At 59.1% G+C, this 14,177-nt stretch carries 4 protein-coding genes; all 4 read left to right on the forward strand.

Going from position 1 to position 14,177, the window contains the following annotated elements; genetic code table 11:
- The first annotated feature begins 122 nt into the window (after positions 1–122).
- Positions 123–11,321, forward strand: coding sequence for an SdrD B-like domain-containing protein (locus tag ABIQ96_RS06730; RefSeq protein WP_348213799.1), 11,199 nt, complete (start codon positions 123–125; stop codon positions 11,319–11,321).
- Between the two features lie 108 nt (positions 11,322–11,429).
- Positions 11,430–12,071: a hypothetical protein gene (locus tag ABIQ96_RS06735; protein WP_348213800.1), complete on the forward strand. Its 642-nt coding sequence runs from the start codon at positions 11,430–11,432 to the stop codon at positions 12,069–12,071.
- 48 nt (positions 12,072–12,119) lie between these two features.
- Positions 12,120–13,022: a hypothetical protein gene (locus tag ABIQ96_RS06740; RefSeq protein WP_348213801.1), complete on the forward strand. Its 903-nt coding sequence runs from the start codon at positions 12,120–12,122 to the stop codon at positions 13,020–13,022.
- Positions 13,019–14,164 (forward strand): vitamin K epoxide reductase family protein, encoded by a 1,146-nt coding sequence (locus tag ABIQ96_RS06745; RefSeq protein WP_348213802.1) that lies wholly within the window; start codon positions 13,019–13,021, stop codon positions 14,162–14,164. The genes ABIQ96_RS06740 and ABIQ96_RS06745 overlap by 4 nt, the downstream gene beginning before the upstream one ends.
- The last annotated feature ends 13 nt before the right edge of the window (positions 14,165–14,177 follow it).

The raw sequence follows: 14,177 nt of genomic DNA on the forward strand, positions 1-14,177 counted from the left end.
GTCAACGTAGCGCATGTCAACCCCAATGCGCGACTTCTACGGCAGTCCACCCCCGAATTATGATCCCCCGAAATGCTTCAGCGATACGGCGCATTTGTACCTATGTGTCGGCCCTTTGCGCAATGTCCGCCTCCATTTGGGCGGTTCCCAATGTGCAGACGTTTTTCATTCCGTTTCCCGAAGCGGATTTCCAGACGTCGTTGAAGGCGATCGATGTCACGGGCACGCCCGTTGGAAACCAGATGAAGACGATCATTTCCTTGGTAGTCCCGACCGCTGGGACCGTGGTTCGCTACGACCAATGGGAAGACGGCTACGAAGCAGATCTCAATGCGCCGGTGCAATCGACGACTCTCATCTGGGGTGATGGAAACACCTCGAACGGGACCGCCCCCGGATATCCGACCGATATTTTTCCTGCCGGAGCCACGGTCAATCTGACCAACAACGTGGCTCTTCCGCGCGCTGCGGGAACGCTTTTTTACGACGGACGCGACCGGATCGGTTGTACGGCGGCCATCGCCGTGACGCGGGCGGGGTGGGGGGTGGCTCCCGGCACGGTGCTCGCCAGTGCCACTGAAGTTTACGACACCCGGCGCTACGGGACTTCCTATAAAATCCCTATCGGTATCACGACCGGCTCGGTCCAGAATTTCGAATACTCATCCCTTCATATCATCGCGGGATCCGACAACACCACGGTCCAGGTGGACGTGGATGGAAATGGAACCGTGGATCAAACCAAGGTCATCAACCTTGGTGAATCGATGCTGGTGAACGGCGGAGTGAAAGCCGGTGCCACCGTGACCTCCGACAAACCGGTACAGGTCCACGAGCTAACAGGTGACGTCGGATCGACCTACGAATCCCGCACCTTTGCCATCCGCCCCACGAGTCTGTGGGGTTCCAGCTATTTCTCACCGGTGGGAACGACCCTTTCCACCGAGGTCCACACCGTTTTCCTCTATAATCCCGGCGCGTCGGCGATCACCGTCACTTATGAAACGACCACCAGCACCGGCACCATCAGCGTTCCGGCCAATGGCAATTCGCAATTTGCAATGCCGATGAATTCCGGCGGGCACTTCTTCACCGTTAGCGGCGAGGTCTTCTATGCGGTGGGAGCCAACGACAGCGGCGCGGCGGCGACTTCCAACCAGACCCACGACTGGGGTTACGCCCTGGTTCCCGAAAGTTATCTAACGACCGGAATCGTGATCGGTTTCGGCCCCGGATCGGATGACTTGTCCGCGCCGACGGGTCCGGACCAAAACGGCAGCCCTGTGTGGATCACCCCCGCCACCAGCACCACCATTTATGTAAACTACTCCGGCGACTTCACCATCGGTGCCTTCACCGCTCCCAACGGTTCGAAATACGATGTTTCCTACAACGTCAACAAGCTCCAGTCGCAGACGATCTACGATCCGAATGACAAGGACATGACCAAGGCCCGAATATTCACGACCGATGGTTCGAAGCTCGCCGCCGCGTGGGGCGAGGATCCTTCGAAGGCCGGTCCTGGCGCTCCCTATCTGGACATGGGAACCACCATCGTTCCTTTCCCGCAACCCGCGCTTTCCAAGACCTCCGCGCTGGTCGTCGACCTGAACAGCGATGGCAAGACCGGCTTCGGCGACACCATCGAATACACCGTGCGCGTGGCCAACGAAGGCGTGGTCGATCTCGACAACACCATCGTCCTCGACGCCCTGCCTAACACGTGTACCTATGTTGGCGGTTCGACCAAGGTCAACGGCATCACCATCACGGACAATACTTCTCCAGCGACGATTTTCCCGGTGGACGAAAGCGGCTACACGCTGGTTTCCATCCCTCCCGGCGGCTTCACACTGGTGAAATACCGCGTCACCGTGAACAACGGCGCCACCAGCGTGATCAACCATGCCTCCGCTAACGGTGGTCAGGCAGTTCTAACTGCTACGACCACCATGCCGATCGTTCCTGCGGGCGGTTCCGCTCCCACGACCATTACGTTTTCGGATTCCGTTGGCACCTCTACGACGAGTTATCCGCAGAATGGCAATGTCTATGTCACTGTCACCAATGTGGATCTCAATACCGATTCCGCCGCCGTCGAAACGATCGTCGTCACCGTGACCGACACGATCACCGGCGACCAGGAACTGATCACCCTCACTGAAACCGGCCCGGCCACCGGTGTCTTCCGCAATACCTCGGCGCTTCCTTCCTCGATCTCGGGCGGCCTTACCCAGCAGGACGGCACGCTGTATGCACGTCAGGGCGACACGCTTGTGACCACCTTCTTGAACACGCTCTTCGGCGGCACGTTCACCGCCAACGCGGTGATCCAGACCTCCACGCAAACGAAAAAACTCTATCTGACCGACACGCTCGCGCTCGACCGTGTCAACCCGGCCGCAGCGCCTGTCGATGCGACCACCGCCAGCACGGCCGTTCTCTCCACCAGCGGAGGCTCATCCACCATCGCGGTCTCCAGTGCGGCCGCTACGTCCAACTCCGCTCAAACCGCGACCACCCACACTTTCAGCTATAACTCCGGCGTCGCGGCCAGCAACCGGATCCTGATCGTGGGTGTTTCCTATCGAAACAACAACAGCCAGACGATATCCTCCGTGACCTATGGCGGCCAGGCAATGACCCTTGTGGGATCCAATACAGTTGCTGTTAGCACGCCGGATGGCGCGACCTATATCTACCGGCTGGTCAACCCGCCGACAGGCGCGAACAATGTTGTTGTCAACTGGAGCGCCGCACTTGTCCAAGGCTCTGTGGTCGGTGCGATTACCTACTCAGGAGTCGATCAAACCACCCCCACCGGCACCTTCGCGTCCGCAAACTCGGGCACCGGTACCAGCACCGCGCCCGCGGTCACGGTGACTTCTGCGGTCGGGCGCGTGGTTTTCGGGCTTGCAGGTGGTCGGACAACAACGGCCTACACTCTGGCGGGCTCCGGCGGTACTTCATTGTGGTCGGTGATGCCATTTTCCAACCAGACCGCGGGAGCCGCGCAGTCCAAAGCGGGTGCCGCTACCAACACCACGCTATCGTGGACAGGCACCAACGACGAATGGACGGCGGTGGGTGTTTCTCTGATTCCCGCGTCGGGAGCGGGCAATCCTACGACCAGTTTCACCCAGACTCCGACGTTTGCGACGGCATTCACGATGCCTGCCGGTGCTTTGCCCACGGCCGGTGTTTATTACACCGTTTCCAGCGGGACGATGCCAGCCAGCCCGATTGTCACGGCAGTATTGAAAAAAGGTGCCACCACCATCGCCACCAGCAGTTCTGCATCGGCGAGCGGAGGTTTGCTTTCCTTCACATTCCCCGCCTTGGCGAGTGCCGCGAATTTCGCGGTGGGGGATGCCGCGACGCTGGACATCACCACCGCGCAATCCGGAGTGACCTTCACCGTCGATTATGACAGCAGTACGAAACCCTCCGTGATCAACCTGCCGACCACCACGGTCATCGCGATCAACAGCTTCGGTCTCTATGACGCTGCCTATCCGGGTGGCAGTCCGGTCACGACCATGACCAACGGCCAGCGCGTCTATGCCCGCGCCGTGGCGAGCGACCCGTTCGGTGGCTACGACATTACCAGCCTTGATCTAACGATCACGGATCCTTCCGCCGGAACCAGCACGGTCAACCTCACCACCACGATGGCCAGCACCGCGAGCACCAAGACCTTCGAATACTCGTGGCTCGCCGGTCCGGCCGATGGCGGATACACGGTCCAAGCCAAGGCCAATGAAGGCAGCGAAGGCATCAACGCGACATCCACCGTGCCGCTGCAGGTCATGTCCCTCGACCTCGGCACGCCGAGTACCACCACCTTCACCGACTCCAGTGGAAACACGGTGCCGAGCTACACCACCACCGGACCGGTCTATGTTCAGGTCGTCGATCGCGACCAGAACACGAACATTGCCGTTGTCGAAACCGTTACCGTCGTTGTCACCACCAGCAATGGTGACCGCATGACCGTCACGCTCACGGAAACCGGAGCTAACACCGGGATTTTCCGCAGCGCCGCCATCACAACGAGCGTTACCACCGTCGTGCAAAACGACACCACGCTCAACGTTGTCGCCGGAGCCACGCTCGCGGCGAATTATGTGGATCCGACCGACCCCGCCGATACCTCCAGCGCCTCGGCCTACATCGCCGCTCCTCCGGCTACGGCGGTGGCCAGCGTGTTCAAGAGCTTGATTTCACCCACCAGTGGCAAGGCGCTGGTGGGAGGAACGGTTTCCTATAACATCACCGTCACCAATCCTGGCTCCCTCACTCTTGCCACCGTTGGTCTATCAGACACTTTTCCGGCTGCGAACCTTCAGTTTGCCAGTGCCAGCATTGCTCCGACCACCACGGGCAGCGGCACCTTGAGTTGGACGAATGTCGGTCCTTTGACAGCCGGCCAGAGTGTTTCCATTACCGTCAATTTCACCGCGCTTGCGGCCGGTGCCACGGTGACGAATTCCGCATCGGTTAGCGGCACGGCCACCGCCGGTCCCTCCAGCGTGAACGTGGCGATCGAGAAGCCCGGTGTCACCGTGACGAAAACATTGCTCACTCCCGCATCCGGTCCGGTTTACATCGGCGATACGATCGTCTGGCGCATTGTCGTCCTGAACTCCGGCAGCACCAGCCTCACCACGGTTCCGCTTTCCGACAACTTCAGCGGCGGTGCTCTTACTTATGTTTCTTCCACCACCGCCGCCCCGGATTCGGTGGGCACCGGATCCTTGCTTTGGAACAACATCGGTCCGATCTCCGCGACGACGTCAAAGACCTTCGATGTCACCATGACAGTCAAGGGAACCTCCAATCCCACGACCAACACGGCGGATGTTTCGTACGCCGTCGATGCGAGTGGAAATTCGGTGTCGCCGTCGGTTAGTTCCGCCAGCGTCCAGACCATCGGTGGCTCCATCGGCACCACCATCTTCAAGGACATGAACAACAACGGTGTCTTCGACAGCGGGGAAGGGGTGCAGAACGTCTATGTCTATTCGGATACGAACGGCAATGGAACCCGTGAGGTGGGCGAGCCGTTCGGAATCACCGACTATTACGGTGCTTACTCGATCTATAACCTGCCCGTCGCGGTCGGAGGCACCACTTATAACATCAAGGTGGACACCACCACGCTGCCAGCCGGTTTGACGACGGTGGTGGTCGATCCGGATGCGACGAAAAATGGCCAGACCTCCATCACCCTCACCCGTGCGGCTCTGAACAACACGACCGCCAACTTCGGCTATCGCGGCACTGCATCCGTTAGCGATACGGTTTGGCTCGACGTCAATGGTGACGGGGTGTTGGATGCGACCGAGCGCAGGATTTCCGGAGTCAAAGTTTTCGTGGACCAGAATAATAACGGCACCGTCGACGCGAACGAGCCGTTTGCCGTGACCGATTCGAATGGAAATTACCTCATCTCGAATCTGCCCGACTACACTTGGACCGTCGCGGTTGATACCACGACGCTGCCTGCGGGAGTTTCTCCGACGTATGACCTCAACGGCATCGCCACGGCTAACAAAACGAGCGTCATTCTCACGCCAGGCCAGGCCCGCACGGATGTCGATTTCGGCTATGTCGGCGGCGCCTCCATCGGCACCACCATCTACAACGATCTCAATGGCGATGGCGTGAAAGCCACCACCGATCCGGGACTTGCCGGCGTGAAGGTTTTCATCGACCTCAACGCGGACGGCATCCGCCAAGCCAACGAGCAGTTTGCCACTGCCGACGCGAGCGGCACCTATCTGATCAGCGGCCTCACGGCTGGCACCTACACCGTGGTCGTGGATACCACCACGCTGCCAGCCGGCGTGACGGTCAAGGGAGATCCGGACGCGACGAAAGACGGGAAAACCACCGTCACTCTCACTTCTGCGCAAGCTCTCATCACAGCGAACTTCGGCTATCAAGGCAATGCCAGCGTCGGTGATCGTGTTTGGAACGATCTCAATGGCGATGGCGTGCAGGGGACGACCGAACCCGCGATCAGCGGTGTGAAACTCTTCATCGATCTGAACGCAAACGGCAGCCGCGATTCTAACGAACCATTCGCCACCACGGATGCTTCCGGAAACTATGCCATCACCGGACTCGCCGCCGGCTCCTACACCGTCGCGGTGGACACGACCACGCTTCCGGCCGGTGTGACCCAGACGGGCGATCCGGATGCAACGGTGAACAACAAGACATCTGTTACCCTCGCCTCAGGTCAAACTATCACGACCGCCGACTTCGGCTATCAAGGCAATGCCAGCGTCGGAGATTATATTTGGAATGATGCGAACGGTGATGGCGTGCAGGATACCACCGAGCAGCCGATTGCCGGAGTGAAGGTTTTCGTCGATCTCAATGCGAACGGCATTCGCGATGCGAACGAGCCATTCGCCACCACGAACGCATCCGGTGTCTACAACATCACGGGCCTCACACCTGGCACTTATACAGTTGCAGTAGATACAACCACATTGCCATCCGGCACCAGCAATACCGGTGATCCGGACGCGACCAAGGATGGCAAAACCACGGTCACCCTCGCGGCCGGTGTTCCTAATACGACTACCGATTTCGGCTATCAGGGCACGGCTGCCATCAGCGCTGTTGTCTTCCTGGATCGCAATGCCAGCGGTGTCCAGAATCCCGGCGAGCCGGGTATTCCGAGCGTCACCGTCTTCCTTGACTTGAATGGCGACGGCACACGCCAGAGCAATGAACAGCAAGCCACGACAAATGCCATCGGAGCCTATGGTTTCAGCGGACTCACGCCCGGCAACTACAGCGTGGTCGTCGTAAGCGCCACGCTTCCAACAGGTGTTACGCAAACCGCCGATGCCGACGTGACGAAGGATAACAAGACAACCGTCACCCTCACAGCCGGCACCACGAACACCACACCGAACTTCGGCTATCAGGGCAACGCCAGCGTCGGTGACTATGTGTGGATCGATGCCAACGGCAACGGTGCCCAGGACGCCACGGAAATCCCGCTCGCAGGAGTGGTGGTTTATATGGATCTCAACGGCAATGGCACCCGCGATAGCAGCGAACCGTTTGCTACCACAAATGCCTCCGGAGTTTACACCATCAACGGTCTCACTCCCGGCACCGCCACGGTCGCCGTCGATGCTTCCACGTTGCCGGCGGGTTCCACCAATACCGGAGATCCGGATGCCACCAAGGATGGCCGTACCTCGGTCACGCTCGTTTCCGGGCAATCGCTAACAACGGCCGACTTCGGTTATCAAGGCAGCGGTTCCATCGGCACCACCATCTGGAACGACCTCAACGGAGATGGAATCCAGAACGCAACCGATCTCCCGCTCGCAGGGGTGAAAGTGTTCATTGATTTGAACAACGACGGAATCCGCCAAGTCACCGACCCGGTCGCCACGACCAACGCATCCGGCATCTATGCCCTCACCGGATTGCCCGCTGGTACCTATCACATCGCCGTGGACGGCAGCACGCTTCCCGCCGGTGTCACCAGCACCGGAGATCCGGATGCCACGAAGGACGGCAAAACCGACGTGGTTCTGACAGCCGGTCAAAACAACACGACCACGAACTTCGGCTATCAAGGGAACGCCTCCCTCGGCACCACCATCTGGCTGGATCAAAATGGCGATGGCGCCAAGGGCGGCACTGAACCGGCGCTTGCAGGAGTCAAAGTCTTCATCGACCGCAATGGCAACGGCACCCGCGATGCGAACGAGCCGTTCGCCACCACCAATGCCTCGGGAATTTATACCATCAGCGGTCTCGCTCCCGGCACCTATCAAGTCGTGGTTGACTCCACCACCTTGCCGACAGGCGTCAACAACACCGGCGATCCGGATGCCACGAAAGATGGAAAAACCTCCGTCCCCCTCGTCGCCGCCCAGAACCTGACGACCGCGAACTTCGGCTATCAAGGCAATGCTCCGGTCACCGGCCATCTCTACATCGACACCAACGGCAGCGGCACCCAGGATGGCGTTGAACCGAATCTTGCCAACGTCGATGTCCTGATCACGGACAGCCTTGGCAATACGCTAACAGTCGCCACCGACTCCAGCGGGAATTGGTCCGCCAACGTTATTCCCGGCAGCACGACCGCCAACGTCCAGGAAAGTGATCCGCAATACCCGACCGGCTACAACCAAACGGAAGGCAACGATCCCACCACGTTCACCGCGATTGCCAGCACCAGCACGAATGGCGGCACCGATGGCTATTATCTCCCCGCCACCGTCACCGGTCATCTCTACGTCGATACCAACGGAAACGGCACTCAGGACAGTGGTGAGCCGGATCTGGCAGGAGTGGATCTCCTAATCACCGCTTCCACAGGTGGGACGCAAACCGTCACGACCAACGCAAGTGGCAATTGGACCGCAAGCGTTCCACCGGGAGCCACCACGGCGAATGTTCAGGAAAGCGATCCGCAATATCCGACCGGCTACACCCAGACCGAAGGAAACGACCCGACCACCTTCACCGCGGTTGCAGGTGTTAGTGCCAACGGCGGCACGGATGGCTATTTCCTCCCCAGCTCTATCAGTGGTTTCGTCCTTGTCGATACCAATAACGACAACACCGGCGATGCACCTCTCAGCGGCGTGATCCTCACGCTTGTGGACTCCAGCGGCGCCCCGATCCTCAATGCAGGAAATCCGGTCACCGCGACCACCGCTCTCAATGGAAGTTACAGCTTTGGCAATCTTCCTCCCGGCACCTACGGCGTCGTCGAGGCCCAGCCATCCGGTTATAACAGCGTCTCCGACAAGGATGGCGGAAACCCGAATGAAATCCGCCCGATCGCGGTGCTCGCAGGAGTTCCGAACACCGGCAACAACTTCATTGAAGAGCAGCCAGGTTCCATTTCGGGCGCCGTCTTCAAGGACACCGACGGCGACGGAGATGCGGACGCGCCTTTGGCGAATGTCACCCTCCATCTGCTGGACGGCCTGGGCCAACCGGTCCTCGATGGCTCCAATCAACCGCTTGTCGCTCTCAGCGCCGCCAACGGCAGTTATAGCTTCGGCAACCTTCCTCCGGGCAACTACTGCGTGGTTCAGGATCAGCCGACCAATTATAACAGCGTCAGCGATACCGACGGTGCGAACAACAATGTCATCGGCAACGAAACGCCGATCACCGTCAGCGCAGGAAACAACAACGGAGGCAACAACTTCATCGAGATCGAGCTCGGCGTCATCAGCGGCTACGTTTTGTTGGACACCGACAACAACGGCAGCGGTGATGCCCCGCTTCCCGGTGTGGTCGTGAATCTCCTCAATGGCTCCGGCAATCTGGTGCTCGATGGCAACGGCGCTCCGATCCAGGTTGCCAGCGGTGCGGGCGGATTTTACAGCTTCACCCTCGTTCCGGTTGGCACCTATCGTGTCTCGCAAAACCAACCGTCCGGCTACGGCAGCGTCAGCGACGTGGATGGTGCTAACAACAACGTCATCGGTGATGAAACGCCGATCCTCATGACCCCCGGCCTGGTGGTGGTTGATAAGAATTTCGTCGAGATCCGGCTCGGTTCCATCAGCGGCTACGTTTACGTCGATGCCTCGCCGCTTGCCGGGGTTACTCTGACCTTGCTCGACGGCTCGGGAAATCCTGTCGATGGCGATCCAAACCTTCCCGGTGTCCAGTTGGTCACTACCGTCACTGATTCCACCGGCTTCTATCGCTTCACCGGCTTAATGCCCGGCACCTATCAGGTCGCGCAGACACAGCCGTTCGGCTATAACAGCTTTGGCGATGCGGACGGCGGAAACCTCGATATCATCGGTGATGTCACCGTCATTACCGTCCTGCCAGGTCTGGAGAATGGCGACAATGACTTCATCGAAACCCCCGACACCTGCCCCGACACTTGGGCCGAGTGGAAATTCCAACACCCGGGCGAGCAGGCCGGTGGCAATCCGGATGCGGACGCCTATGACAACCTCAACGAATTCTCCTTCGCCATGCCACCCGGTAGCGGAGCGGGGAATGCCTGGACCATCCAGCCTTCCCTATTGAATGTCGGCACGATCGAAGGCGTCTTCCTCCGTCCGAAAGGCGCGATTCAGAACGTGACCTACACGCTTCAATACGCCGCCGTTCCGGGCAATCCTACCGTCTGGCAATCCATCCTGATCACTCCGGCACTCATCACCACCGCCGACAACGGCGACTGCACCGAGACGGTCACCATCCACGGGCTCGAAACTCTAACTGGCCTGATCGGCGGTAACGGAGTTGTCCGCATCAAGGCCGAGCTCGACGAGGAAAACGACTCGGTCATCGACCACACTTCCTGCACCGAAGTCGAAGGTTGGAAAGTCACCGGATTCGAACTCTGCTGCCGTACCTACAGCAGTCCGTTCCTGCGCGAGACCGAATTCACTGGCACCATTTCGGGAGTGAACGGCCAGACGCTCGACCTCTCCGTCAGTGCTGGCACCCAGGATCTGAGCTCTCTCCTTTTCGGAGGGGCCTACTATGTCGAGGTAGCTTCCGGCGAAAACGAAGGTCAGCGCTTCGACGTGGTTTCCGCCACCGCTGATAGCCTGACTCTCGCCACGGACAGCAACCTGTTCGAGAACGCGGCACCTTACAATACTCTATCAGGCGCGCTTCCCGCGACTCTCGCCGGAGACACCATCGTCCTCCGCCGCCATTGGACGCTCGGCGAACTCTTCCCCGCGGATGGTTTCGGCGCGACCGACGATCCGGCGACCGCCGATCAGGTCCAGCTCTTCACCGACGGTCAATGGACGATCTACTGGCTCTATGACGACGGAGTTTCGGCCCACCGCTGGGTGAAAACGGGTGACAACACCTATGCCGACCAAGCGTCTGCAGTGATTCCGCCCGGCCAGGGATTGTTCTTCAATAACCGCACGTCTGTCAGTTCCATCCTCGCTTATGGCGAAGTCCGGAACAACGATTTCGTCCGTCCGCTGGCCGTTGGCTCGAACCTCGTCGGCAGCGGCTATCCGCTGGATCAATCCGCCGCCGGACGCGCCATGAACATCGCGGGAGGCTTCTTCGGATCGCGAGACATCGCCACTGCGGACACCTTCTATCTCTGGAGGGCTGACTCCACAGTCGGTGCCACCGGCTATGATAGCTATTTCCTCAACAACAACGCGCCGCGTGTCCCGACTGTGATCAAGTGGGCGAAAATCGGCGATGCCACCCTGCTTTCGAGGGATGCTGAAATCCTGCTGCAAGGCAACCGCAGTGTTTTCATTCGATCGAAAAACGGCATCAACGGCTATATGACCCCGAAACCTTGGACCCCTTGAGGCCGCCGTATTAATTAAGTTGTCTTAATAGTCGATTCTTCCTTTATTTTCTGAAGGTTCTCGGCTAAATCCACTCGCAAGTCACCCCCGACCCACGGTTTGAATTCCATGAAATTTCCCCTCGCCAAGCTTTGTAGCCTCATTTTCCTCCTCGGGGCGGCGACGGCATATTCCCAAACGCTCAATTGGGCGAGTTTGACCGAGAGTGATATCGTAAACAGCCACGGAGATCCGTTGGACAATACTTATCTGTTCGAGCTCGGTGCGTTTACGGACGGCTTTGTTCCCGATGAAACGAATGTCGGGAGTTGGGAGACCGAATGGCATGTGTTCGACACGGCAGTTTATTCCTATAATCCCGTTGATCTCGGCTACTTCACTGGGACGCAGGACGTGCAGAGTGTTTCCGGCTACACGAGCATGTTCCAAGGCCTCAAGGCGTATCTGTGGATTCACAACACCACCGATACCGAACACTTCCTCGCCAGCACTAGCAGCGACATATGGAAATTCCCCACGCTGCAACCGGGCTGTTGTCCGAATGGCGAAGGGCCCACGTGGTCGGTGAGCAATCTCAACAGTGACAATCCAATCTGGGGCGGCCAGTCAGGCCATGAGGGGACGGGCGAACATTCCGTTTCCGGGCCTTTCGAAATCCAGACCTACGTGGTCCCCGAAACCGGATCTTCGCTGCTCGCATTACTCGGCATCGGGTTTGCAGTTTCCCGTCGGCGCAGGAACGAGCGCTGAGGTCCGCCGGAAAAAATCCCGCAGCGATGCGGACAAACGGTCCATCCCATGAGAGCCTCCCGCCTGTGGAAATACCTGCTGATCGTGGTTCCTTGGCTGGCCATCGCAGTGCATGCGGAAACGATCAACTGGTATTGCACCTCGAACAAGGTGAACCAGACCAGCGCCGGTTTGAATATGGGAGCCACTTTCGATTTCCAACTCGGAGTCTTCTCCGGTGGCTTCATTCCCACCACAGGAAACATGAACCTGTGGACCACTTACTGGGTGTCCGCCCAATCGGGTTCCTACAATCCGGGCAGCAAGTCCTTCAGCTCGACTTTTACTTTAGCGGGAAACACGACGCCTTTCACGATTGGCGCGAAAGCCTATGTTTGGGGGCGATCCACTGCCTCGACCTCCGACGAGTGGATTCTTTTTCGAAAATCCGACTGGACCTGGCCCAATGCCAGTTCGGACCCTGCGAACTTCTATTTGTGGAACGCCGCCTCGGCAGATCAAGTCATCCTCGGCACGATCAACTCCACCGGAACTCCGTTTCTGATGAAATCCGAAGCCGTATCCTCCTACGCCCAATGGAGAGATTCCCAGTTGGCAGGGGAAATGCTGATCGCGCCGAATGATGACCCCGATCATGATGGCTCCCCGAATCTTCTCGAATTCATTTTCGGCACCTCTCCCACCCAATCGGGTGCTCCCACTCTTACGCCGACCTCGTTCGTGGACGTTTCCGGCCAGATATACCTGCAAATTTCCATTCCTCGCTTGCGTAATCGGCTGGCAACCGTGTCTGTCGAGGTATCGAGCAACCTGGTGAACTGGAACTCGGGCAACTCTTACACTGTTGAACTATCGAACACGCCGGAAGTCATAGTGGTCAGAGACCTCGTGCCGAGTGGCCCCGGACTGCCGAAGCGGTTCATGCGGGCGCGGGCCGTGTTGTCGCCGTGAATTTCCGCTACCGATTACTCATTCTGTTTTGCCTCGTCGGGCTCTTGATTAACGTCGTGCTCGCCTGGTGGAAATTCGCCGATCCCGGAGCAGGGATCGCGGGCTGCGGCGGAGCGGACGATTGCGCCGGAATCTTTTCATCCCGCTGGTCGCAGGTTTTCCGCATCCCCGTCGCGGCTTTGGGAGTCCTCCTCTATATCGCGCTTTATGCTTCGTTGCTTTGGGAAAGGCCACGCTTCGCGGCGATTTGTTATGGCTGCATCGTCGGTGCGGCCGTCTGGTTGTTCTTCGTGCAGGTGGTGATCCTCGGCCATTTCTGCCCGTGGTGCATGGCCGCGCATGGAGTCGGCCTTGTCGTCGTGGTGTTGGGCCTGTCGTTCCATCGTTGGGATGAATCGTTCATGGTCGGCTTACTGACGGGTATTTTCACCTCGTTCGGCCTTGCGCTGGGCCAACTTTACGGACCGGCTCCCGCGACCCATCGCGTCGACGGCATCCCGGAACCGGTTAATTCCGTGTCGCTGCCCGAAGACATCCACGCATTCGGAACCGGGCGGAAGGTCTCCTTCAACGACGGGAAAAAAATCTACGACTGCGATTCCATGCCCCGCATCGGATCGGCGGATGCCGAGCATGTTCTGGTGGAATATTTCGATTTCCAATGCCCGGCCTGCCACAAAATGCGGCTATATCTATCCGCTTTGGTGGACAAGCACCCGAAGGACGTCTGCGTGCTGATGCTGCCTGTTCCGCTCGACCATGGCTGCAATCCCGCGCTGCCGGAATCCGAGCCCGGCCATCCCGGCAGTTGTGATCTCACCCGGATCGCTCTCGGCGTCTGGCGGATCCGGCCGGACGCCTATCCGCTCATCCACCAGCAGTTCATGTCGGATCCTCCCATGGACCGCGCCACCGCGCTTGCCTTCGCCCACGTCCAGGTGGACCGCTTCAAGCTCGCCGCCGCCATGGGAGATCCTTGGATCGACCGCCTCGTCAAAGCCAACATCGATGACTGGGTGACATTCGCCGGTGATTCAAAAACCCTCCCGCAGCTCCTCATTACCGGCAAGAGGATCCTCCACGGCATCCCCTCCGGCCAAGCCGAGTTCATCCGCGTGATGGAACAGGAACTCGGGCTCTAACATGTTCGGTGTC

Origin of the sequence: Luteolibacter sp., from assembly GCF_039920825.1 — a bacterium.
Lineage (GTDB): Bacteria > Verrucomicrobiota > Verrucomicrobiia > Verrucomicrobiales > Akkermansiaceae > Luteolibacter.